Source organism: Bacillus sp. SIMBA_154, assembly GCF_046536015.1.
In the GTDB taxonomy this organism is placed as follows: Bacteria; Bacillota; Bacilli; order Bacillales; family Bacillaceae; genus Bacillus; species Bacillus pumilus_P.
In genome coordinates this window covers 1-22,504 of sequence record NZ_JAWJBV010000013.1, presented here as the reverse complement: position 1 = coordinate 22,504, position 22,504 = coordinate 1, and the positions used below count along the sequence as shown (strand labels likewise).

Below are 22,504 nucleotides of genomic sequence, written 5' to 3'. Positions count from 1 at the left end.
AAGGGGAGCGTCATGATGTATTTCGTAGACAGAAAGAAGATTGAAGAGACATTACGTTTTTTCGAGGAGCAATATGATTTGATGCGCAGTCATCAAACATGGACAAGTCCTCTAGAGAAAAAAGCGCTGGAACGAATCGTTCATCTGCTCGTCGAATGTATTCTTGATACGGGGAATGACATGATTGATGGCTTTATTATGCGTGATCCAGGAAGCTATGATGACATCATGGATATTCTTGTCGATGAAAAGGTCGTACCAGAAGTGGAAGGCAGCCAGCTGAAAAAGCTTGTCTCGTGCCGCAAAACGCTTGTTCAGCAATATCAGGAAGTGGATCATCACGACTTATTGCAGGTGATCAGTGAGGTAGAACAGGCGCTTCAAGTATTTCCAAACAGAATCCGTACCTATTTGGAGCAGGAGCTTGGACCAGTATCAGCGTTTAAATAAACCATTGGAGTTGTGAGCATCATGAAATACAAAGGCTATTTAATTGATTTAGATGGGACGATGTATAAAGGAACAGAAAAGATTGAAGAGGCGGGTCAATTTGTTCAAAAGTTAAATGAGTTGAACATCCCTTATTTGTTTGTCACAAATAACTCTTCACGCACCCCGAAGCAGGTAGCGGAGAAACTTGTTTCTTTCGATATTCCAGCAACGGAAGAACAAGTCTTTACAACAAGTATGGCGACGGCAAACTATATTGCGGAACAAAAGAAAGATGCGTCTGTTTACGTCATCGGCGAAGAAGGAATCAGGCAGGCCATTGAAGAAAAAGGGCTGACGTTTGGTCAGGAAGACGCTGATTTCGTTGTTGTTGGAATTGATCGAGGCATTACTTATGAAAAATTAGCAGTAGGTGCAATTGCCATTCGTCAAGGAGCACAATTTGTCTCAACAAATGGCGATATTGCCATTCCAACAGAAAGAGGGCTGTTGCCAGGGAACGGTTCTTTAACGTCTGTGCTGACAGTCACCACAACGGTCCAGCCAACGTTTATTGGAAAGCCAGAATCGATCATCATGGAACAAGCCATGCGGGTGCTCGGGACAGATGTGTCTGAGACGCTCATGGTCGGTGATAACTATGATACCGATATTATGGCAGGGATGAATGCAGGAATGGATACATTGCTCGTTCATACAGGCGTGACAACAAAAGAGCTGCTTCAGCAGTATGACAAACAGCCAACCTATGTCATTGATTCTTTATCCGAGTGGATCGAGCGATGATCATAAAAAAAGAGGACAAGCGTTACGCGCGCGTCCTCTTTTTTGGTTTATTCCGCATTTCTCGAACTATGCGCCAGCCTGCTTGATGCTGCCGCAGCAATGGCGCCAACAATGTCATCTAAAAAAGTATGGCACTTGCCTGTGGATTTATCGTTCAGTTTTCCAAGGATTCCTGGTTTTTCTTTATCGATATATCCGTAATTCGTAAAGCCGATCGATCCATAAATATTGACGATGGCAAAGGACAAAATTTCATCGACGCCATACAGGCTTTCGTCTGTTTCAAGAATCGATTGCAGAGGCTCGGTCAGCTTCTTTTGTTCCGCTAGAACATCTAGTTCAACGCCTGTTAAAATGGCATTTTGGACTTCACGTTTTGCGATGACACGCTCCACATTGTGGATGCACTCTGTCATGTCTAAGCCAGGATGATACTTTTCCTGTAAAAAGTAGACAAGGTCTGCTATATCTTGAATGGTTACGCCTCGCTCTTGTAAACGGCGTCTTGCTGTTTTTTCTACTTCGTTCATCTCATGATGATGCGGCATGTATTCCTCACCCAATCCTCGTAATTTGTCCACAACGTGTGAAAAAGCTTCGGATAGTAAATTGTATTCATAAATCCCTCAACCTGCGACTACGATATGATAAAGGACTGATCATATGAATGCAGGTGAAAACATGAAAGAAACCATTTATCACACATTTGGTATTGATGTTCGTCAATTGATGCCATATGGCAGCTATCAGAGCTTTCAAACGGCGAAGGCTCTCTTCCTCATTGTTCCTGTGTCTCATTTGCGAGAAGAAGAACTCACAGAGCTTTATCATATTAGTCAGTATTTACTGAATGACGGTGACCCATACGTCGCTGTGTTTGAATTAACGAATGAAGAGAAACCGACCTTTACTCATGGAAAGGAGCTGTACGCCTTATTCAAGGCAGCACCGCCGATTACAAGCCGCTCGTTTCAACATGCGTCAGAGCTGGCGGCCTTTCATGTAAGGGGAAGAGGGTTTCCTTATGAGGTGTCTGAAACAAAACGGGTGGGAGCCTGGAAGGAATTATGGGCAAAACGGTTAGATCAGCTTGAAGGCTTTTGGATGCAGCAAATGCATCAAAAACCGCTTGAACGGTTTGAAAAAAAATTCATTGAATCTTTTCCGTATTATCTTGGGTTAACGGAAAATGCCATTCAATATTTAGTTGATACAGAGCTTGATGATGAACCGAGAGAATGTGACTCAGGCACTGTTTGTCATCAGCGCTTTTCACGTAAGACATGGCCACATGAGCAGCCGCTTCGTTTACCTGTTGATTGGGTCTTTGATCATCCAACCCGGGACATTGCCGAATACTTAAGAGAAACCTTTGTACAGCATAAGGAAGATTTAATTGAAGAAGGATTTTCCTTTCTGCAGCAATATGAGCAGGTGACACCCCTTTCATCCTTTTCAAAGCGATTGTTATACAGCCGCCTTTTGTTCCCGCTTCATTATTTTGAAATTGTGGAAGGCTACTACATGTCTGGAGAGAATGAAAAATCATATTATGAAGAGCGGTTAGATTACGTCTTAAATGATGCCAACCGCTATGAATACTTTCTGAAGGTCTTTCAAGAGATGAGTGCCATGCGAAGCGGCGGGAGCCTCATTCCGGCTGTTGGATGGATTCAACCATCCGCTGATTTGAAGTTTCAGTGAACAGACGAAACGTCTCTTTTCTCTTGAGGCGTTTTTCGTTATGCTTAAAGAAATCAACCAAAGGAGTGTTCTTCTTGACGAAACCTTATGTCTATATCACAAGAAAGCTGGATGAAGCAGCACTTACACCATTAAAAGAAGTCGCTCATATTGAGATGTGGCCGAGCGAGGAGGAGCCATGTCCAAGAGAAGAGTTAGAAAAACAATCTGCTAAGGCTGATGGGCTTCTCACAATGCTGTCAGATCAAGTGGACGAGGCACTTTTATCAAATGCCCCGAATGTAAAAGTGGTGGCGAACCTTGCTGTTGGCTATGACAATATTGATCTTGGAGCAGCTAAAAAACATGGTATCACAGTGTGTAATACACCAGACGTATTAACAGAATCCACAGCTGATTTAGCCTTTGCCCTGCTGATGGCATCAGCTAGACGGATTGTTGAGGCGAGTGATTGGATTAAAGAAGGAAAATGGACAGGCTGGGGACCGCTTCTTCTTGCCGGCGCCGATGTTCATCACAAAACCCTTGGAATTGTCGGAATGGGCAGTATTGGAACAGCACTTGCCAAGCGGGCAGCGGGCTTTGATATGAAGGTGCTTTACCATAACCGTTCAAGAAAGCCAGAGGCAGAAGCGCAGTTAGGTGTGACCTATGCCACCTTTGATGAACTGCTCACACAGTCTGATTTCATCGTCTGTCTGACCCCTTTAACCCCGGAAACGAAAGAAATGTTTAATGAGAAAGCTTTTGATCAGATGAAGAACACGGCTTACTTTATCAACGTATCAAGAGGGCAGACGGTGAATGAGGATGCTTTATATAAGGCTGTCACAACAGGGAAAATTGCAGGAGCAGGCCTCGATGTATATAGTCAGGAGCCTGTCAGCCCGGCTCATCCGTTAACGACATTACCTAACGTGACGGTTCTTCCTCATATCGGAAGCGCAAGTGTTGAAACGAGAAAAACGATGATGCATTTATGTGCTGAAAATATCGCGCTTGTCTTACAAGATCAGCAGGCCAAAACGCCGGTTCATCCATAATGTTAAGGCTTCCCGACTTTCGGGAGCTTTTCTCGCAAAAATATTTTGAAAATATAGAATCTTGATATAAATAGCTGTTAAGCGGTTTCATTCTTACATTCTCATATTTTATTACCTTGTCAAAATGAGGATACCCCTTTATAATGTGTGTACATTGAATGTCTGTGTTAGGTTAACAAATGTCTTTTTAGAGAGGACATTTACGGAGAAAGGTGGAATTTCAGGTGAAGGCAATTCGAGTTGGACTATTAGGATTAGGAACAGTGGGGAGCGGTGTCGTTAAGATTATTCAAGATCATCAGGATAAATTAATGCACCAGATCGGCTGTCCCGTATTAATACAAAAAGTGCTTGTGAGCAATCCCGACAAAAAAAGAGATGTGGATGTAGCAAGAGAGGTCTTCACAACTGAAGTATACGATGTAATTAGAGATCCAGAGGTCGACGTCATTATTGAAGTGATGGGCGGCATTGAAGATACAAAACAATATTTAATAGATGCGTTAAACGAGAAGAAACATGTCATTACAGCCAATAAAGATTTAATGGCACTTTACGGAACGGAGCTTTTGCATGTTGCGAAAGAAAATGGCTGTGATCTTTATTATGAAGCAAGTGTCGCCGGAGGAATTCCGATTCTTCGTACACTGGAGGAAGGATTAGCCTCTGATCGAATCACAAAGATGATGGGTATCGTGAACGGCACAACGAATTTTATTTTAACGAAAATGAATGTCAATAAAAGCGCATATGAAGATGTATTAAAAGAAGCGCAAGATCTCGGCTTTGCAGAAGCAGATCCAACAGCTGATGTAGAAGGACTGGATGCGGCAAGGAAAATGGCCATTCTTGCAAGACTTGGCTTTTCGATGAATGTTGATTTAGAAGATGTGAAGGTCAAAGGCATCTCTGAAATCTCTGATGAGGACATTAATTTCAGCAAACGATTTGGCTATACAATGAAGCTGATCGGTATTGCCCAAAGAGACGGAGAGAAAGTGGAGGTCAGTGTACAGCCAACTTTACTCCCTGATCATCATCCACTATCATCCGTCAACAATGAATTCAATGCTGTGTATGTCTACGGAAGTGCTGTGGGAGAAACGATGTTTTACGGACCTGGAGCAGGAAGTCTGCCAACGGCAACAGCTGTTGTATCTGACTTAGTCGCAGTGATGAAAAATATGCGTCTTGGCGTGAACGGAAGCGGATTTATCGCGGCGCAATTTGAGAAGAAAATCAAATCATCATCTGAAGTATTTGCTCAGCAATTCTTAAGAATCCATGTTAGAGATCAAGTCGGGGCATTCTCCCGGATTACATCTATTTTTTCTGAAAGAGGCATCAGCTTTGAAAAGATCCTTCAGCTTCCTGTGAAAGGGCATGATGAGCTGGCTGAAATTGTGATTATTACACATCAGACTTCAGAAGAAGATTTCTCAAATATCCTGCAAAAATTAAACGATCTCGACGTGGTGGTTCAGGTGAAGAGCACGTACCGAGTAGAAGGGAACGGTTTAAGCTGATGAAGTGGAATGGACTCATTGAAGAATTCCAAGAATTCTTACCAGTAAACGAACATACACCAAAACTAACATTAAATGAGGGGAATACACCGCTGATCCACCTCGCCAAGCTTTCAGAAAAGCTAGGGATTGAGCTGCATGTGAAAACAGAGGGCGTCAATCCAACGGGCTCTTTTAAAGATCGAGGAATGGTCATGGCAGTCGCAAAGGCAAAAGAAGAAGGCAATGATACGATCATGTGTGCTTCGACAGGAAATACCTCTGCAGCCGCTGCGGCTTATGCGGCTCGCGCTGATATGAAATGTATTGTCATCATTCCAGATGGGAAAATTGCCTTCGGTAAGCTTGCGCAGGCTGTGATGTACGGAGCAGAGATCATTGCCATTGACGGCAACTTTGATGATGCGCTTAAAATTGTCCGCAGCATCTGTGAAAAAGCGCCGATTGCACTCGTTAACTCCGTTAATCCTTACCGAATTGAAGGACAAAAGACAGCGGCATTTGAAATCTGTGAACAGCTAGGCTCTGCGCCAGACGTACTGGCGATTCCTGTTGGAAATGCAGGGAATATCACAGCCTACTGGAAAGGGTTCAAAGAATATCATGAGCAAAAAGGTACTGGGCTGCCTGTGATGCGCGGTTTTGAAGCAGAAGGTGCAGCAGCGATCGTTCGAAATGAAGTAATTGAGCAGCCAGAAACAGTAGCAACAGCCATTCGTATCGGAAATCCAGCAAGCTGGAAGCAAGCTGTGGCAGCCGCCGATGAATCAAACGGAAAAATTGATGAAGTGACAGACGAGGAAATTCTTCATGCGTATCAATTGATTGCACGTGAAGAAGGGGTGTTTGCAGAGCCAGGATCATGTGCGTCCATTGCGGGCGTACTAAAGCAGGTGAAATCTGGAGAAATCAAGCCAGGCAGTAAAGTGGTCGCTGTATTAACAGGAAACGGGTTGAAAGATCCGAATACGGCGATTGATATTTCACACATCAAACCGGTCACACTCGATGCAGATGAAGATCAAATTCTCGAACATTTAGAAAAGGCCGCACGCGTATGAGTGAAGCCTCCATGCTTTTTTCAATCACAGTACCGGGAAGCACTGCCAACTTAGGACCAGGCTTTGATTCAGTCGGAATGGCGCTCAGCCGCTACTTAAAGCTATCGGTCTATGGCCATGATAGCTGGCTGTTTGAAGCAGAAACAGATGTCGTGTCTGGTATTCCATCAGGCACCGACAATCTGATTTATCAAACAGCCAAAAAGGTCGCAGATGACTTTGGAAAAACACTCCCGCCTGTTCATGTCAAAGTGTGGAGTGATATTCCATTGGCTCGGGGGCTAGGCAGCAGTGCAGCCGCCATCGTGGCCGCCATTGAGCTTGCCAATCAGCTGCTTGAATTAAATTTGTCAGATGATCAGAAGCTCTTTTTTGCAAGTGAGGTAGAGGGTCATCCAGATAATGCTGGTGCTTCGCTATTTGGTGGTTTACTCATCGGTCTTCATGAAGAAGAAAAGACACATGCCGTCAAAGTGCAGCATGTGGACATAGATGTAGTGGTCGTAATTCCTTTTTATGAAGTGTTAACAAAGGATGCCCGTGATGTCCTGCCAGAGGATCTTTCCTATAAGCATGCCGTTAGTGCGAGTGCGGTGAGTAACGTCCTTGTCGCCGCCTTAATGACGCAGAACTGGCCGCTTGTAGGGGAAATGATGAATAAAGATTTGTTTCATCAGCCTTATCGCACCATGCTTGTCCCAGAGCTGTCGAAGGTGGAGCATGTCGCTTCATTAAAAGGAGCGTATGGAACAGCTTTAAGCGGTGCCGGGCCGACGATCCTTACCTTAGTTGAAAAAGGGAAGGGAGACGCGCTGAAAGAGCAGCTTGCTCAAAATTTCCCTCATTGCGAAGTAGATTTGCTGACGGTTCCAGTAGAAGGTGTCGTCGTCGAACATCATCCTGTCAATCAAGTGTAGAACGTGCGGTGAATACGCACGTTCCAGCGTGTAGACAAACCCTCGCATTCTGTGTCAGTCCTGCGTGCCGGTGCTCACGAATCTCAAATTCGCTCCGCTCCGGTACTCGTCCTTCCTAGACTTCAAGGGCTTTCTATCACGCTGAAAAGAAGACAAATGGCTAAAATAAAGATCATTTTAGCCATTTGTCAACAATCTGGAACGTGCGGTGAATACGCACGTTCTTTTTTATACTTGTTTTTAAGGGCAGAAGCAGGGATTATTATTTAGAGGATCGAACTATTTTTTATACATAAAAGGGGGAGATACATTCATGAAGAAATTGATAACTGCTGAAGATATAACGAAGATTGTTTCTGTTTCTCATCCGGTCTATTCGCCAGATGGAAAAAGGGCGGTCTTTACAAAAGTCACTGTGAATGAGAAAAAGGATGATTACAATATCCATTTATGGGTTCGAGATGAAGAGACAGATGAGCTGTCTCAATGGACATTTGAGGATGGAAAGCACCATCATCCTGTTTGGTCAAAAGACGGTAAGCAGCTTGCCTTTATGTTGCAAAAGCCAAAGGAAGTTCCTCAGCTGGCACTCATGCAGAGTCAAGGAGGCGGCGTGCGTACCTTAACGAATATTCCTTACGGGGTATCTCATCCTGTATTTTCACCAGATGGAACTTTCCTTTATGCGGGTGTGTCATTAAAACAAACAGAATCTGTTCATGATGAAAAAAAGGAGGAGCGAGATGACTTTGCTCCGGCAGTATATGATGAGTTGACTTATAAGGCAGATGGAAGAGGATTTTTAGATGGGCGTTTGACGCAGATCGTTCAAGTGGATGTCCGTTCAGGCGAGGTACAGCCTGTTACAAGCCAGCAGCATCATCATATAAATCATGTGGTCTCTCCGTGCGGAAAATGGCTCGCCTATATTCAAACAAATCCTCAGATACCTTATATAAGTGATGTGTGTCTTCTCTCATTAGAGGATGGTACATCAAGCAAAATCACACAATCAACCGGCGCCTACTCAAGCGTATCTTTTTCTCCAAATGGAGAAAGCCTTTTGGTCATTGGACATGAGCGCGAATTTCAAAATGCAACTTTCCCATCATTATGGCTGTATGACCTGAAGGAAGAAAGGGCCATCCAGCTATCAGAAATGCTCGATATGTATGTGGGCAACTGTATGGCAGGGGATAGTGTCATGGGTGAAGCCAATCAGCTTCCCCAATGGACAAAAGATAGTCAAGGGTTTTATGCGCTTGTCTCTGATCAAGGAAGTACAGGAATTTATTATTTTTCCATTGAAGGTTTAGCCTACCCTGTTCGACTAGAGGCAGAACATATTACGAACTTCAGCCTTCATCCAGATGAATCAAAATTGCTGCTGAGCCGGCTGTCACCCGTCACACCAAGTGAGCTGTATGAGCTGACATTAGGGGAAACATCACTAAAGCAAATCACATTCGAGCATGCTACCTTTCTCAAGGAGCATGTCCTCTCAGTACCGGAGCCATTTTCGCTTCAGTCGAAAGAGGGCGACGATGTACATGGGTGGTTCATGAAGCCTTCCCAGATGGAAGACGGGAAGAAATATCCGCTTATTCTAGAGATTCATGGCGGACCGCATGCGATGTATGGTCAAACGTATTTTCATGAATTTCAAATGCTCGCCTCTGAAGGCTTTGCCGTTGTGTATGTCAATCCTCATGGCAGTCATGGGTACGGACAGATGTTTACCGACCGTGTGAGAGGCAGCTATGGTGATGTTGATTATGAGGATGTCATGCTGGCTGTTGATCATGTGCTAAAAGCCTATGATTTTCTTGATGAAACGAGACTCGGAGTGACCGGCGGCAGCTATGGGGGTTTTATGACCAACTGGATTGTGGGACAGACAGACCGCTTTCGTGCAGCCGTCACACAGCGATCCATCTCGAACTGGATTAGCTTTTATGGTATCAGTGATATCGGCTATTTCTTTACAAGGTGGCAGATTGATGGGGATATTTATGATTCGGTTGATAAGCTATGGGATCGTTCGCCGCTTAAATATGTGAAACAGGTGAACACGCCGCTTCTCATCTTGCACAGCGATGAAGATTATCGCTGTCCAGTCGATCAAGCAGAGCAGCTTTTTGTGGCATTGAAGGAGCTTGGGAAAGACACAAGATTGGTCAAATTCCCGAAGGCATCTCATGATTTATCCAGAAGCGGCCACCCGGGACAGCGCATTCAAAGACTGACCTTTATTCAAGAATGGTTTAAAGAAAAGTTATCCTAATGAAAAAAACGACCCGATTTGGGTCGTTTTCATGTCATATATGAATTAGAAAACCTGTTCAACTTCTACAACGCCAGGCACTTCTTCTAATAATGCGCGCTCAATACCGGCTTTCAGTGTAATGGTTGAACTTGGGCAGCTGCCGCAAGCACCAAGAAGACGTAATTTGACAATGCCATCTTCAATGTCTACAAGCTCACAGTCTCCACCATCACGTAATAGAAATGGACGAAGTTTGTCCAGTACTTCCTGTACTTGGTCTTTCATTTCGACTTCAGTCATTAGATATAATCGCTCCTTTCACAACATATCACCATTATATTCATCTGGACGATAAAAATCTATTGATTGGTTTCAAAGTTTCCTTCTCATTATAGCACAATCTCACCTTGAAACAAAAAGTGATTTTGACTTTTTTCATACAGAAAATTCAGCTAAAATAAAGGAGAATAGGGGGCTTGTCAAATGAACCAAACCGTTGATCTTTATGTATATGGAAGAGATGTCCTGTGTGCTAGCTGCGTGAATCTGCCTTCTTCAAAAGATACATTTGAGTGGTTAGATGCAGCGTTAAAACGAAAATATCCGAATCAGCCGTTTCGCATCACATATATTGATATTGAGCACCCGCCAGAAAACGAACGCCAAAAGGAATTGTGTGAACGAATTCTTGATGATGAATTCTTTTATCCACTTGTCCTAGTGGAGGATCAAATTGTTGGAGAGGGCAATCCGAAATTAAAAGACATTTATCAAGAAATGGAGAAATACGGGTACAAAGAGAGCAGTGAATAAGCTGTTCTTTTTTTGAGAAAATAAATAGAACAAGTGTTCCTTTTTATGTTGAAAAAGAACGTTCGTTCGTATATAATGGAATAAAAGGAGTGTGAGCATCATGAATTATTTACTGAAACAATCTCTTCATCAGCAAATACCGATTGACATGATTTATATGAAGAAAAACGGAGAGTGCACAAAGCGAAAAATCATTGTACACCGTCAAACGGAACAGCTCATACAAGCGTATTGTTTATCGAAGAAGACAATGAGAACTTTTCGTAAAGACTGCATACTTGCCCTTGCTCCGATCAAATTGACCAATCCATCGGCACATGCCGTTTCATAGAAAAAAGCTCCTTCTTCAAGAAAGGAGCTTTGAGAAAAAAATCACATGAGCTTAGCCATTGTGATGCTTGTACATCCAAAGAAGTCCAGATTTTAGGAGTCTTGGCACACGGCCAACAAGTGGACGATCCGCAACTAAGCCAAAGCCGGCTTTTTTCCCTAAAGAGCCTAGTACCCCTTTTAGCTTAAACTGAGGATAAGCCTCAGGAAGCGGCTCGTTTTTCCAGCGTTTTTGTAGAGATTGGACAATTTGTTCTGCCTGCGCCTCGGCAAGCTGTGCACTTGGGGCATGCGGCAAGCTTGCGCAATCACCCACGACATATACATGCTCATCTTCAGGGAGATTGTGATGAGGAGTTAATACGACGCGGCCTTGTGCGTCTTTTTCAACATCCATGTCTCTTATCACTTTGCTTGGCTGAATGCCTGCTGTCCACACAATGACTTCTGCTTCAATTGCGTCGTCATGGTTGTAAACAACGCCTTCTTCAACCTTCGTAATATTGGCGCAGTTAATGATCTGTACATCATTTTCTTCAAACCACTTTTGCACATATAAACTTAATCTTTTTGGGAAGCTTGATAGAATCAGTTCTCCACGATCAAAAAGAATAATGTTTAAATCGGTGCGGCTTTCTCGCAGTTCACTGGCTAGCTCTACCCCGCTAAGTCCAGCCCCGACAATGCCAACCGTTGCGCCCGCACTCAAATTGTTTAATTTGTTATACGTATGCCTTGATTGATCAATGGTTTGAATGCTGTATGTATGTTCTTTTGCACCAGGGACATGATGATACTTGTCCTCACAGCCGAGTCCAATCACCGTGTCATCATATGGAATGGGTTCACGGTCGCTGAATAAGATCTGTTTGTTTTCAATATCAACTTTTTCTACTTCCCCATATTGAATATCCAGCTTCGGATGCTCTGGAAAAGATACTCGAATGTGATGATCAGAGATCGTTCCAGCAGCAAGTGCATAATATTCTGTTTTTAAACAGTGGTAAGGATTTCGATCAATTAATGTGATAGTAACATCATCAGGTAATTGATTTGGCAATAAGCGGTGGAGAACCCGCATATTCCCGTAACCTCCGCCGATCAAGACTAAATTTTTCATGACGATTCTCCTTTTCCCCCTAGACATTGAAAAACACTTATACTAAAAAACTTTAAGTTAAAATACCAAATAAAATTATATCGAATTTACTGTGAAACCACAATAATTGTTTCAAAATAACCTACATATTCATTAGTTAGTCCTAAATAGTAAAACATTTTACGAGGAATAGGCGTAACGATACAGGTGGAGCTCATGTTTTGACTAATAGAAGGAATTTCGGTAGGATGGTAAAGCAATGTGAGGTGAAGCAAAGTGTTCCCACTGATCGAATTTTGTGTAAGCAATCTTGCACAAGGGTCGCAAGAAGCAAAAGAGAAGCTTGAAAAAGACCCAAACCTAGACGTAATGGAATACGGCTGTTTAAGCTACTGCGGCAAATGCATGGACTCCCCATTCGCACTTGTGAATGGAGAATTTGTTTCAGGAGAAAATGCAGAGCAGCTAGTCGAGCGTATTTATGCTTTTATAGAGGAAAATGAGATGTTTTAGGTGCACCACATGGGTCATGAGGTGCATTTTTTTACACTTTTCAGCTTCCATTTTTAAGGAGAATGAATAGAAAGCGCATCCAATATGTTATGCTAATAAAATATCATCAAAATGAAGCATCACACGATTGAAAAAGAGGCATATGCATAATAAAAGCCCTTTGCCATGGCAGCAAAGAGCTTCTATGTATGAAAAACGGGGGATGATAAGATTGTCTCCTGAATCGACTCCTTTTATACTATAAGAAACAACATTTATGGAGGAAGCTCATGACATCATTTCAATTCACGAAAATGCACGGACTAGGAAATAATTATATTTACGTCAATCAGATGAAGGAACAGCTTCCAGAAGAGCAGCTATCAGAGATGGCGATCCGTGTTTCTTCTGTTTATACAGGAATCGGTTCTGACGGGATGATTCTCATTTGCCCATCAGATGTTGCACCTGTGAAAATGCGTATTTTCAACAATGATGGATCAGAGGGGAAAAACTGCGGTAACGGGCTGCGCTGCGTCGCAAAATATGTGTATGAGCATCAGATTGTGACAGACACGACGTTCCAGATTGAGACATTGTCAGGACTCGTTGAAGCTACTGTCCATATCAAAGATGATCACGTTCAGTTAGTCACAGTAGATATGGGAAAACCACGTTTCGAAAAAGAAGCGATGCCAATGCTGGGCGAGCCAGGCAGCACAACGATCAATGAGCCGCTTGATTTTGGCACCGCGACTTTAAATGGAACGGCCGTTTCAATGGGTAACCCGCACATCGTTTTTAATTTAGAGGACATTGAGAAAGCTCCGCTCGATACACTTGGACCGATCATTGAAAAGCACGAGACGTTCCCAGAGGGCGTCAATGTGGAATTTGTTGAAATCGTCAGTGAAACGGAGCTGCATTTTCGTGTGTGGGAAAGAGGATCTGGAATTACACAAGCCTGTGGCACAGGGGCTTGTGCTGCGGCCGTATCAACCATTATAAATGGACATGCGAAAAAAGAAACGGACATGACGGTTCATTTAGCAGGTGGAGATCTCATCATTCGCTGGAAAGACAATGGGCATGTGCTCATGACAGGACCTGCTGAAACCATTTGTGACGGAACATTTTATCTCTAAACCATTTATTTGAGAAAAGGCACCATCATGTTTATAATTGAAAAGAAACATCCAGTCAAAAGGAGGGATGATCATGAGTACACCAGTAACCATTACAGAAGCTGCTGCACTGCAGATTAAAGATATGATGAAAGAGCATGAAGAAGAAAATGCGTTCCTAAGAGTGGGCGTAAAAGGCGGCGGCTGCAGCGGTCTTTCGTACGGCATGGGCTTTGACCATGAAGTCTCGGAGAAAGACACACAGTTTGAACAGCACGGGATCCAAGTTCTTGTCGACTCTGAAAGCCTTGATATCATGAACGGAACCATCATTGATTTCAAACAATCACTAATGGGCGGCGGCTTCACCATCGACAATCCGAACGCCATTGCGTCATGTGGATGTGGTTCTTCTTTCAGAACAGCCACGAATACCGGTTCGCCGGAAGAGTGTTAATCATGAGATCATGAATAAAGATAAGCCTACTTGTTCGTTTGTTTTTGTTAAACAAAGTGATCGAGGAGGCTTATTCTGTTTCTTTTGAAATACTATCGAAAACCCCTGACCTTGCAAATCGCTCAATTTTGTTACAGCTTGCTCTCACAACTGGCTATTTCCACTTGAAAAGAGTATCATGAGAATCAAACATAAACTGTAGTCAGAAAAGAGGTTGCTGAGGATTGAGTGAACAAATCAATTGCAGGAACTGTCATGAACTGATTCCGTATCGTTCAAAAACGTGTCCATCTTGCGGGATAGACAAGCCGCTTCCGAAAAAGGAACGTGTGAAGGATCGGGTGATTTTGGTTGTGGCAGGGATTGTTGTGGTGCTGCTTGCTGCAATGGTACTTGGGATGGCGAATGCCTATATTGGGGTTTTTAAATAAACGTAAAAGGAGTTCCGCTGGTGGAACTCCTTTTTTTAATCCGTCCTTATTTGTTTTCAAATAAGCTTGTGGAGTGAAGAGGCTGTACACGGGCTTTTGGGTCCATGTATGCTTTTGCGTTGTTGACAGCAGTTGGTGCTTCACCAAATCCGCTGGCAATCAATTTGACTTTTCCTTCATACGTACAGATGTCTCCTGCTGCATAGAAGCCTTCGATGTTTGTTTCCATTGTGGATTTGACGACGATGGAGTTCTTTTCGATTTCAAGGCCCCATTGTTTGATTGGTCCAAGGGAGGAAACAAAACCGAAGTTGACGATCACATCGTCCACATCAAGTACTTGCTTTTTGTCGCCTTTGACTTCTTCAAGCACAATTTGTTCAATGCGGTCTTCACCAATGAGTTCAGTAGGCACAAATGGTGTCAGCACATTGACTTTCGAGTTGTGCAGGTTTTCTACACTGTGCTCATGCGCGCGGAATTTATCGCGGCGGTGAATAATGGATACTTCTTTTGCAATTGGCTCAAGCATCAGTGCCCAGTCCACCGCAGAGTCTCCACCGCCAAGAACAGCGACACGTCTGCCGGCAAATTGGTTCAAGTCATTAATGAAGTAATGCAGGTTGCTGCCTTCAAATGATTCTGCTGCATCAAGTTCAAGCTTTCTCGGTTGGAATGCACCGTTGCCAGCTGTAATGATGATCGTTTTAGAATAATGAACCTCTTGATTTGTGACAAGTTTAAAAATACCATCTGCCTGCTTTTCAACCGTTTCAACAGCTTGTTCTAAGCAAATGGTTTGTTCAAATTTATCCATTTGTTCCTTTAAGTTATCAACTAATTCTTGTGCGCGGATTTTTGGAAAACCTGCCACATCATAAATGTATTTTTCAGGGTAAAGAGCGGATAGTTGACCGCCGAGCTGAGGAAGGCTTTCAATGATTTTCACACTTGCCTGTCTCATGCCTCCGTAAAATGCAGTAAACAACCCAACTGGGCCGCCCCCGATAACGGTAATGTCATATACCTTAGAATCTTCTTGCATTCCTTTAATCCTCCCAAATGAAAATTGTTATCACTATATCATATCATACCACATATCGTCGTCTGACTTGTTTTGAAAAACTTGTCGTTTTTTGATGCCGGTGCTTTGAAAAAGAGGAAAAAGTGAGAAAGACCGTTTATCATAAGGATTTTCAGTTTAAAGCCTTGAAAAAAGGAGCAGAACTCGCTATTATTGTTAAGGGAACTAAATATTAATTTTTTATGAATTTTTGTCGGATACGGTCAAATGCTTTCGTTTTTTGTAGGTGAAAGTTCAGATTTTCACATACATATTTTTTTGTTTAAATTTCATAAAATGCCGGAAAGCGGTTGAGAATAACGATATGTAATTCTTTATCCGTTTTACAGCAAATTTAAAAAAGGTGGATGTGATTCCAGTGAATAAACCGAAAATCGTTGTATTAGGTGCAGGTTATGGCGGATTAATGACTGTAACAAGATTAACAAAACAGCTTGGCACAAATGATGCGGACATTACTCTTGTGAACAAGCATAATTATCATTACGAAACGACATGGCTACATGAAGCAAGTGCAGGTACACTTCATCATGACCGCTGTCGTTATCAAATCAAAGATGTGATTAACAGTTCCCGTGTCAACTTTGTACAAGCAACAGTTGAAAGCATTGATAAGGAAGCAAAGAAAGTTGTGACATCAGATGGCGAACTTTCTTACGACTACCTTGTTGTCGCGCTTGGTGCTGTTCCTGAAACATTTGGCATCGCAGGACTGAAAGAATATGCATTCTCCATCTCTAACATCAACTCTGCTCGTCAGCTTCGTGAGCACATTGAGCTTCAATTTGCGACGTATAACACTGAAGCTGAAAAGCGTCCAGAGCGTCTGACAATCGTTGTCGGCGGTGCGGGCTTCACAGGTATTGAGTTCCTTGGTGAGCTTGGAAACCGTGTGCCAGAGCTGTGCAAAGAATATGATATTGATCAAAAAGACGTACGTATTATCTGTGTAGAAGCTGCGCCAACAGCTCTGCCAGGATTCGATCCTGAATTGATCGACTATGCGATGAACTACCTTCAAGGTAAAGGTGTTGAGTTCAAAATCGGTACAGCGATCAAAGAATGTACGCCTGAAGGCATCATTGTTGGAAAAGACGATGATACGGAAGAAATCAAAGCTGAAACCGTTGTTTGGGCTGCAGGTGTACGCGGTAACCCTATCGTTGAAGAAGCTGGATTTGAAAACATGCGCGGTCGCGTAAAAGTTTCTCCAGATCTTCGTGTACCAGAGAATGAAGATGTATTCATCATTGGTGACTGCTCATTGATCATCAATGAAGAAATCAACCGTCCATACCCACCAACAGCACAAATTGCAATGCAGCAAGGTGAGACAGTAGCGAAAAACCTTGCAGCACTAGTAAAAGGTGGAACACTTGAAAGCTTTAAGCCAGACATCAAAGGAACAGTTGCATCTCTTGGTGAACACGACGCTGTAGGTGTTGCATTTGGTAAAAAACTTCAAGGGACAAAAGCTTCTGCAATGAAGAAAATCATCGACAACCGTTCTTTATTCATGGTTGGCGGACCAGGACTTGTTCTGAAAAAAGGAAAGTTCAAGTTCTTCTAAATCGTAATAGACGAAAACGTGTATCCTCGTGATACACGTTTTTTTATGAAATACGGAATATTTTCTCACTTGGTACTGGACAGAAAAATGTGTTATGATAAATTATCAGAAAATTTAGACTAAGGGGTGAGCCATATGAAGGCACAAACAAAAGAAAAGACGTCAGCCTGTCAATATTGTTCAGGAAAAGGATATTTTCAGCTACTGCTCGGCGGCTCTGAAACATGTGAGGAATGTAAAGGGACAGGAAAGAAGCATTAATCTATCTGCTTTTTCCATTGATTGACTTCATCTCTATTTCCAAGTTAAACTAATGATGGGATATTTGGGGGTGGAGATGAAGTGATCAGTTTACCAGTTGTTATCATTTCAGTTATTTTATTTTTCGTGTTATTTTTCGGCATTGGCTTTTTGCTGAATATGCTGCTAAGAATGTCATGGATTATGGCAATTTTATATCCAATTGTATGCCTTTTCATTATCAATAATCAAAAGATGGTGACATATGTAAGAGAGCCTGGCATCGCCTTTTCAGGGATAGGAGACCGCATCGTCTCACTCGCTGCGGCAGATATCATCATTTTATTAAGCGGCTTAATTGGTGCCATTACATCAGGTTTTGTCATCAATGCACTTCGAAAAAGAGGGTATCAAATGTTTTAACTCACTTGTTTACACGCAAGTGGGTTTTTTTGTTTTTCCTTTGCATAGTTTCCATTTGGTTTGGAAACAAATAGATGGGTAGAGGAGTGACAAATAGAGATGAAAACATGGATGAAACGATTGTTCATGACAGTCCTTTTTATGCTTGCATTGATGACGAGCTTCACGGGCATATCTGGTGTAGAACCAAGTGATCTAGCTGCATGGGTGAAAGAGACCGATGTAGGCACGCAAGTATCTTCTTTTTTTCAACATCAAAAAAGGCAAACGATGGCGGTCAAAAGCGATGACTTGCGAGCTGCTTCTCTCGAAGAAGCGTTTAATTGGAATGACTATCCAAAGCAAAAGGTCGTTGCCACAGGCTATACAGCAGGTGTGGAATCAACAGGTAAAACGAAGGAACATCATGCATATGGCATTACATATTCAGGCGTCAAAGTGAAACGTGATTTATATTCAACAGTGGCAGCGGACCCATCTGTCTTTCCAATTGGAACCGTGCTGTTTATCCCAAACTATGGCTACGGTGTGGTAGCAGATACAGGTAAAGCCATTAAAGGTCATAAGCTTGATTTATACTATGAAACCGTTGATGATGTATATAGAGAATGGGGTAAAAAAGTGCTGGATGTCTATATTATCAAAAAGGGCGAAGGGACTTTAACAGAAAAAGACTTAAATCAGCTGAATGAAGCGGAATCGATGCAAGTTTTCCGGCAGCAGTTTCAAGCCAATAAAGAATAAAAAAGCTTTGGGCCATTTGAGGTCCAAAGCTTTTTCGCTTCTACATGAAGTAATAATCTAAGATGAGTGTCAGCAAGATCCCTGTTAAGCCGCCGAAGAAGACTTCAATCGGCTTATGCCCAAGAAGCTCTTTCAATTTCTTTTGCTTCTCTTTTTCTTCCGCACTTGGGAAATTCTTTGCTTCGGCAACAAAATGGTTGAAATCTGTCACCAGTTTGTTGAGAACAGTCGCCTGTTCTCCTGCCTGTCTGCGAACACCCGTCGCATCAAACATCGTAATAATAGCAAAGATGGCGGAAATGGCAAAAATAGATGTTCCTAGCCCGTGCTCTAAAGCAACTGCTGTTGAGAGTGCTGTTACTGCTGCGGAGTGTGAACTTGGCATTCCGCCTGTGCTTGTAATGAGCGACCAATCTAGGCGTCTAGAAATGATAAATTGAATGGGTACTTTTACAAATTGTGCAAAAAAGATGGCTGCAAGGCTGGCAAGCAGCGGAAAATTCGTCAGTACGCTCATGAACAAGAAACATCCTCTCTGTAAGAAAAAATATCGTGCGAAATGATTGTCTGTTTACCCCTAGTAAGATGAAAAAAATAATAGCAGTAAGAAATGTTGCCAAGTCCATGTTCATTATAACATTAAAGAAAGTAGATGTGGAACGAGGAGAACATGGACAGACTGCTATCGATCGCCGTTACTTTCTCATGATGCCCTTCCGCGTGTCAAAATATAAATGCTCATTCAAGAGAAGGCAGGCTGGCAATGATCGTATAGGCACGCAAATTTTGATATAATAAAAGTTCCAATGTGAAAAATGGAGTTCATTGAAGGAGCGTGTGATAAATATGTTTTTCTCGACAAATGAATTGAAACATAAAGATACACTGGCCATCGGACTTTTTCAAAAGAGCCAATTATCAGGAAAAGCAAAAGAAATAGATGAATTACTTGAAGGAAGAATCACTGAGTTATTAAAAGAAGGCGATATTTCATCCAAAAGGAATCAGCTTTCGAAGTTTTTCCCGTCCCCTGAAACAGGCATCAAACGCATTTATTTTGTCGGGCTTGGGAAGGAATCAGATTACACGTTTGAAGAGGCAAAAGAAGTCTTTGCGCATTTATTTAAAAAGCTTCATCAAGATAAAAAGCAAGCGGTTTCGGTCTTGCTTGATACGTTCGTAGGAAAGGATCTGCCTGTGCATGATGCAGCCCATGCCCTTTCTGAAAGCTGCCTCTTAGCTACATATGAATTACAAGATTTTAAACATAAAACGAATGAACCTGATCGCTTTATCGAGTTTGTCTATGCAACGACGGATCATGACACAGCTGAAATTCAGGCAAGTCTGAAAGTAGGCGAAGTCTACGGACAGTCAGTGAATTCGGCCCGCACTCTTGTGAATATGCCGCCGAACATGCTGACATCCTCTGATCTTGCTTCCTATGCGGCAGAGCTTGCGTATAAATACGAATTTGAGATTGAAATTTTAGATAAAGAACAAATGGAAGAGCTTGGGATGGGCGGTATTTTAGCCGTCAATAGAGGCTCAACAGAACCACCAAAGCTCATTGTGTTGAAATACCAAGGCAAGGAAGAATGGACAGATGTCATCGGTCTTGTCGGTAAAGGCATCACGTATGATACAGGTGGATATTCATTAAAGCCAAGAGCAGGTATGGTGGGCATGAAAACGGATATGGGCGGCTCAGCCTCTGTTTTAGGCGCGATGGAAATCATCGGTGAGCTTCGCCCAGAGCAAAATGTGATTGCTGTCATTGCCTCAACAGATAATATGATCTCGGCAGACGCAATGAAGCCGGATGATGTGATTGTGTCACTGAGCGGTAAAACAATCGAAGTACTCAACACCGATGCAGAAGGCCGCCTCGTCTTAGCAGATGGGGTAACGTATGCGAAGCAGCATGGTGCCTCTGTTCTTGTAGACATTGCAACATTAACAGGCGGGGTCGTTGTGGCGCTTGGAAATGAGACAACAGGTGTCATGACCAATAACGATGAACTGTATGCCCAGTTTAAAGAAGCATCAGAAGAATGCGGTGAAATGATTTGGCAGCTGCCGATCACTGAAAAAGATAAAAAACGAGTACGAAACAGCAAAATGGCTGATCTCAATAACTCTCCAGGCCGAGATGGTCATGCGATCATGGCAGGTGCTTTCATTGGTGAATTCGCTGAGGAAACCCCTTGGGTTCACTTAGATATTGCAGGTACAGCGACAACAGAAAAACCTTCATGCTTTGGGCCAACAGGGGCAACAGGCGTGATGGTGAGATCATTGGCGACATTTGTGGAACGATTCGAAGCAAAGAAATAAAGGATAGGGCTCTGCCAGATGGCGGGGCTTTTTTTATGTAGGACATACGCCATTTGACGAAGTTTTTTTTCTATGGTAACATACGTTGGTACTTTAATTATCTACTACATTAGTAAACTAAAGGATTTCGGAGGTTTCACCATGAATGCAGTTGTTATAGCGGTTATTTTAATGTTGATATTAAGCTTGCTGCGAGTCAATGTGGTTATTGCGCTGGCACTTGGCGCTTTAGCGGGTGGCCTTGTAGGCGGATTAGGTCTTGGAGGAACGGTTGAAGCCTTTACTGACGGGCTCGGTGGAAATGCGACAGTGGCGATTAGTTATGCGCTTTTAGGAGCCTTTGCAGCGGCGCTGACGAAAACGGGTCTTCCAGATGCCATGGTCGAAGGAGCAGTGAAACTTCTAGGAAAAGAAGGCGACTCAAGAAGAAAAACATTATCAAAAGTGCTCATCATTCTTGTCATTTTGATCGTATCCTGTTTTTCACAAAACGTCGTTCCTGTTCACATTGCCTTTATTCCGGTCTTGATCCCGCCATTATTAAAGGTGTTTAACGAGCTTCAGATTGACCGCAGACTGCTAGCATGCGTCATGACCTTCGGACTCACTGCACCATATATTTTACTTCCAGTCGGTTTTGGACAGATTTTCCATGGGATGCTTCGTGACAACATGAAGGAAGCGGGTTTGACAGTGAACTTAGCAGACATTCCGTATGCGATGCTGATTCCTGTAGGGGGCATGGTTCTTGGGTTAATCGTTTCACTTTTTGTGTATCGTAAGCCAAAAGCATATGAGAATCGTGACATTACGGATGTAGAAAAATCAGCTTACACGAAAAAGAGCTTGTTCTTTGCTGGGCTTGCGATCCTTGTCTCACTCATCGTCCAGCTCTATTTATCTCAAAGCCTTGGAGTCGAAGGAATGATTTTTGGTGCACTGGCAGGACTTCTTGTTCTGTTTGTCACAGGGATGATGAAACGTGATGAAGCAGATGCGCTTATTACTTCTGGAATGAATATGATGGCATTTATCGGTTTTGTGATGCTTGTAGCGGCAGGATTTGCCAACGTATTAACGAAAACAGGAGATATTGAAGAACTAGTTAAAGCTTCTTCTCAGTTCATCGGAAACAGTCAAAGTGTAGCGGCGATTTTAATGCTACTGGTTGGAATGCTTGTGACAATGGGGATCGGGTCATCATTTGCAACGATCCCGATTATTACGACCATCTTTGTTCCACTTTGTTTACACTTAGGATTTAGTCCAATGGCAACCATTGCAATCATTGGTTCAGCTGCGGCTGTTGGGGATGCAGGTTCACCTGCAAGTGACAGTACGCTTGGACCGACATCTGGGCTGAATATGGATGGACAGCATCACCATATTTGGGGTACTTGTGTCCCAACATTCGTCTTTTATAATATTCCGCTTGTCCTATTCGGATGGTTTGCGGCAATTATCCTATAACATGAAAAGGTTCCTCCATGGAGAGGAACCTTTCAGCGTGTAGACAAACCCTCGCATTCTGTGTCAGTCCTGCGTGCCGGTGCTCACGAATCTCAAATTCGCTCCGCTCCGGTACTCGTCCTTCCTAGACTGCAAAG

Annotated in this window: 24 protein-coding genes and 1 pseudogene; 20 read left to right on the top strand and 5 right to left on the bottom strand. The window is 42.9% G+C overall.

Annotated elements, in window-relative coordinates:
- Window positions 1-15: 15 nt before the first annotated feature.
- Together R0K30_RS15685 and R0K30_RS15680 are read left to right on the top strand one after the other, a co-directional pair.
- On the top strand, window positions 16-450 hold the full coding sequence (locus R0K30_RS15685; RefSeq protein ID WP_099727044.1) for a DUF86 domain-containing protein: 435 nt from the start codon (window positions 16-18) through the stop codon (window positions 448-450).
- 18 nt (window positions 451-468) lie between these two features.
- A complete protein-coding gene (locus tag R0K30_RS15680) occupies window positions 469-1,236 on the top strand; it encodes a TIGR01457 family HAD-type hydrolase (RefSeq protein WP_230030878.1) in 768 nt (255 codons plus the stop codon).
- A gap of 47 nt (window positions 1,237-1,283) precedes the next feature.
- Here R0K30_RS15680 and R0K30_RS15675 read toward each other — a convergent pair whose 3' ends face one another.
- The gene (locus R0K30_RS15675; RefSeq protein ID WP_099727045.1) at window positions 1,284-1,784 is read right to left on the bottom strand and encodes a phosphatidylglycerophosphatase A family protein; all 501 of its coding nucleotides are present in this window, start codon (window positions 1,782-1,784) and stop codon (window positions 1,284-1,286) included.
- Between the two features lie 115 nt (window positions 1,785-1,899).
- Here R0K30_RS15675 and yutH point away from each other — a divergent pair, with 115 nt between their 5' ends.
- From yutH to R0K30_RS15645, 6 genes are all read left to right on the top strand, one after another.
- Window positions 1,900-2,940 (top strand): spore coat putative kinase YutH, encoded by a 1,041-nt coding sequence (yutH, locus tag R0K30_RS15670; RefSeq protein ID WP_410611596.1) that lies wholly within the window; start codon window positions 1,900-1,902, stop codon window positions 2,938-2,940.
- Between the two features lie 74 nt (window positions 2,941-3,014).
- Window positions 3,015-3,983 (top strand): 2-hydroxyacid dehydrogenase, encoded by a 969-nt coding sequence (locus tag R0K30_RS15665; protein WP_410611594.1) that lies wholly within the window; start codon window positions 3,015-3,017, stop codon window positions 3,981-3,983.
- Window positions 3,984-4,207: 224 nt separating this feature from the next.
- Window positions 4,208-5,509, top strand: coding sequence for a homoserine dehydrogenase (locus R0K30_RS15660; RefSeq protein ID WP_099727048.1), 1,302 nt, complete (start codon window positions 4,208-4,210; stop codon window positions 5,507-5,509).
- Window positions 5,509-6,570 (top strand): threonine synthase, encoded by a 1,062-nt coding sequence (gene thrC / locus R0K30_RS15655; protein WP_230030786.1) that lies wholly within the window; start codon window positions 5,509-5,511, stop codon window positions 6,568-6,570. The genes R0K30_RS15660 and thrC overlap by 1 nt, the downstream gene beginning before the upstream one ends.
- Window positions 6,567-7,487, top strand: coding sequence for a homoserine kinase (gene thrB / locus R0K30_RS15650; RefSeq protein ID WP_099727050.1), 921 nt, complete (start codon window positions 6,567-6,569; stop codon window positions 7,485-7,487). Before thrC ends, thrB begins: the two co-directional genes overlap by 4 nt.
- Window positions 7,488-7,800: 313 nt before the next feature.
- On the top strand, window positions 7,801-9,771 hold the full coding sequence (locus R0K30_RS15645) for a S9 family peptidase (RefSeq protein WP_256498994.1): 1,971 nt from the start codon (window positions 7,801-7,803) through the stop codon (window positions 9,769-9,771).
- 45 nt (window positions 9,772-9,816) lie between these two features.
- Here R0K30_RS15645 and R0K30_RS15640 read toward each other — a convergent pair.
- Window positions 9,817-10,116: pseudogene (locus R0K30_RS15640) on the bottom strand (NifU family protein).
- A gap of 120 nt (window positions 10,117-10,236) precedes the next feature.
- On the opposite strand from R0K30_RS15640, the gene R0K30_RS15635 reads away from it, so the two are divergent.
- On the top strand, window positions 10,237-10,566 hold the full coding sequence (locus R0K30_RS15635; RefSeq protein ID WP_099727052.1) for a YuzD family protein: 330 nt from the start codon (window positions 10,237-10,239) through the stop codon (window positions 10,564-10,566).
- 100 nt (window positions 10,567-10,666) lie between these two features.
- Window positions 10,667-10,897 carry a WYL domain-containing protein gene (locus R0K30_RS15630; protein ID WP_099727053.1) on the top strand — a complete coding sequence of 77 codons (231 nt, stop codon included), beginning with the start codon at window positions 10,667-10,669 and terminating at the stop codon, window positions 10,895-10,897.
- A 51-nt stretch (window positions 10,898-10,948) separates the two neighbouring features.
- Here the strand turns inward: R0K30_RS15630 and R0K30_RS15625 are convergent, their stop codons facing one another.
- Window positions 10,949-12,016 (bottom strand): NAD(P)/FAD-dependent oxidoreductase, encoded by a 1,068-nt coding sequence (locus R0K30_RS15625; protein WP_099727054.1) that lies wholly within the window; start codon window positions 12,014-12,016, stop codon window positions 10,949-10,951.
- Between the two features lie 255 nt (window positions 12,017-12,271).
- Between R0K30_RS15625 and R0K30_RS15620 the strand changes: the two genes are divergently transcribed.
- From R0K30_RS15620 to R0K30_RS15605, 4 genes are all read left to right on the top strand, one after another.
- Complete coding sequence (locus tag R0K30_RS15620) at window positions 12,272-12,508, top strand: YuzB family protein (protein WP_230030790.1); 237 nt, start codon at window positions 12,272-12,274, stop codon at window positions 12,506-12,508.
- Between the two features lie 269 nt (window positions 12,509-12,777).
- Entirely contained in the window at window positions 12,778-13,632 is an 855-nt protein-coding gene (gene dapF / locus R0K30_RS15615) for a diaminopimelate epimerase (RefSeq protein WP_256498993.1), read from the top strand.
- A gap of 73 nt (window positions 13,633-13,705) precedes the next feature.
- Window positions 13,706-14,068: an iron-sulfur cluster insertion protein ErpA gene (erpA, locus tag R0K30_RS15610; RefSeq protein ID WP_099727057.1), complete on the top strand. Its 363-nt coding sequence runs from the start codon at window positions 13,706-13,708 to the stop codon at window positions 14,066-14,068.
- A gap of 224 nt (window positions 14,069-14,292) precedes the next feature.
- A complete protein-coding gene (locus R0K30_RS15605) occupies window positions 14,293-14,499 on the top strand; it encodes a hypothetical protein (RefSeq protein ID WP_099727058.1) in 207 nt (68 codons plus the stop codon).
- A 46-nt stretch (window positions 14,500-14,545) separates the two neighbouring features.
- On the opposite strand, the gene yumC is transcribed toward R0K30_RS15605, so the two are convergent.
- Window positions 14,546-15,544, bottom strand: coding sequence for a ferredoxin--NADP reductase 2 (gene yumC, locus R0K30_RS15600; RefSeq protein WP_099727059.1), 999 nt, complete (start codon window positions 15,542-15,544; stop codon window positions 14,546-14,548).
- A gap of 391 nt (window positions 15,545-15,935) precedes the next feature.
- On the opposite strand from yumC, the gene R0K30_RS15595 reads away from it, so the two are divergent.
- The 4 genes from R0K30_RS15595 to R0K30_RS15580 all read left to right on the top strand — a co-directional run bounded on the left by R0K30_RS15595 (window position 15,936) and on the right by R0K30_RS15580 (window position 18,560).
- Entirely contained in the window at window positions 15,936-17,153 is a 1,218-nt protein-coding gene (locus R0K30_RS15595) for an NAD(P)/FAD-dependent oxidoreductase (protein WP_367308127.1), read from the top strand.
- 135 nt (window positions 17,154-17,288) lie between these two features.
- A complete protein-coding gene (locus tag R0K30_RS15590; RefSeq protein ID WP_180275503.1) occupies window positions 17,289-17,414 on the top strand; it encodes a YuiA family protein in 126 nt (41 codons plus the stop codon).
- An 81-nt stretch (window positions 17,415-17,495) separates the two neighbouring features.
- Window positions 17,496-17,816: a YuiB family protein gene (locus R0K30_RS15585; RefSeq protein WP_099727061.1), complete on the top strand. Its 321-nt coding sequence runs from the start codon at window positions 17,496-17,498 to the stop codon at window positions 17,814-17,816.
- 99 nt (window positions 17,817-17,915) lie between these two features.
- On the top strand, window positions 17,916-18,560 hold the full coding sequence (locus R0K30_RS15580) for a 3D domain-containing protein (protein ID WP_099727062.1): 645 nt from the start codon (window positions 17,916-17,918) through the stop codon (window positions 18,558-18,560).
- A 40-nt stretch (window positions 18,561-18,600) separates the two neighbouring features.
- Here R0K30_RS15580 and R0K30_RS15575 read toward each other — a convergent pair whose 3' ends face one another.
- Complete coding sequence (locus R0K30_RS15575; RefSeq protein WP_099681780.1) at window positions 18,601-19,077, bottom strand: divergent PAP2 family protein; 477 nt, start codon at window positions 19,075-19,077, stop codon at window positions 18,601-18,603.
- A gap of 329 nt (window positions 19,078-19,406) precedes the next feature.
- Here R0K30_RS15575 and R0K30_RS15570 point away from each other — a divergent pair, with 329 nt between their 5' ends.
- Both R0K30_RS15570 and R0K30_RS15565 read left to right on the top strand, forming a co-directional pair.
- Complete coding sequence (locus R0K30_RS15570) at window positions 19,407-20,897, top strand: leucyl aminopeptidase (RefSeq protein WP_249704920.1); 1,491 nt, start codon at window positions 19,407-19,409, stop codon at window positions 20,895-20,897.
- A 141-nt stretch (window positions 20,898-21,038) separates the two neighbouring features.
- A complete protein-coding gene (locus tag R0K30_RS15565; protein ID WP_099727064.1) occupies window positions 21,039-22,367 on the top strand; it encodes a Na+/H+ antiporter family protein in 1,329 nt (442 codons plus the stop codon).
- The last annotated feature ends 137 nt before the right edge of the window (window positions 22,368-22,504 follow it).

Excerpts from the sequence above, each read along its gene's own strand:
- R0K30_RS15685 (WP_099727044.1), top strand. The coding sequence starts at position 16 with ATGTATTTCGTAGACAGAAAGAAGATTGAAGAGACATTACGTTTTTTC.
- R0K30_RS15675 (WP_099727045.1), bottom strand. The coding sequence starts at position 1,784 with ATGCCGCATCATCATGAGATGAACGAAGTAGAAAAAACAGCAAGACGC.
- yutH (WP_410611596.1), top strand. The coding sequence starts at position 1,900 with ATGAATGCAGGTGAAAACATGAAAGAAACCATTTATCACACATTTGGT.
- thrC (WP_230030786.1), top strand. The coding sequence starts at position 5,509 with ATGAAGTGGAATGGACTCATTGAAGAATTCCAAGAATTCTTACCAGTA.
- thrB (WP_099727050.1), top strand. The coding sequence starts at position 6,567 with ATGAGTGAAGCCTCCATGCTTTTTTCAATCACAGTACCGGGAAGCACT.
- R0K30_RS15645 (WP_256498994.1), top strand. The coding sequence starts at position 7,801 with ATGAAGAAATTGATAACTGCTGAAGATATAACGAAGATTGTTTCTGTT.
- R0K30_RS15635 (WP_099727052.1), top strand. The coding sequence starts at position 10,237 with ATGAACCAAACCGTTGATCTTTATGTATATGGAAGAGATGTCCTGTGT.
- R0K30_RS15630 (WP_099727053.1), top strand. The coding sequence starts at position 10,667 with ATGAATTATTTACTGAAACAATCTCTTCATCAGCAAATACCGATTGAC.
- R0K30_RS15625 (WP_099727054.1), bottom strand. The coding sequence starts at position 12,016 with ATGAAAAATTTAGTCTTGATCGGCGGAGGTTACGGGAATATGCGGGTT.
- dapF (WP_256498993.1), top strand. The coding sequence starts at position 12,778 with ATGACATCATTTCAATTCACGAAAATGCACGGACTAGGAAATAATTAT.
- erpA (WP_099727057.1), top strand. The coding sequence starts at position 13,706 with ATGAGTACACCAGTAACCATTACAGAAGCTGCTGCACTGCAGATTAAA.
- yumC (WP_099727059.1), bottom strand. The coding sequence starts at position 15,544 with ATGCAAGAAGATTCTAAGGTATATGACATTACCGTTATCGGGGGCGGC.
- R0K30_RS15590 (WP_180275503.1), top strand. The coding sequence starts at position 17,289 with ATGAAGGCACAAACAAAAGAAAAGACGTCAGCCTGTCAATATTGTTCA.
- R0K30_RS15580 (WP_099727062.1), top strand. The coding sequence starts at position 17,916 with ATGAAAACATGGATGAAACGATTGTTCATGACAGTCCTTTTTATGCTT.
- R0K30_RS15575 (WP_099681780.1), bottom strand. The coding sequence starts at position 19,077 with ATGAGCGTACTGACGAATTTTCCGCTGCTTGCCAGCCTTGCAGCCATC.
- R0K30_RS15570 (WP_249704920.1), top strand. The coding sequence starts at position 19,407 with ATGTTTTTCTCGACAAATGAATTGAAACATAAAGATACACTGGCCATC.
- R0K30_RS15565 (WP_099727064.1), top strand. The coding sequence starts at position 21,039 with ATGAATGCAGTTGTTATAGCGGTTATTTTAATGTTGATATTAAGCTTG.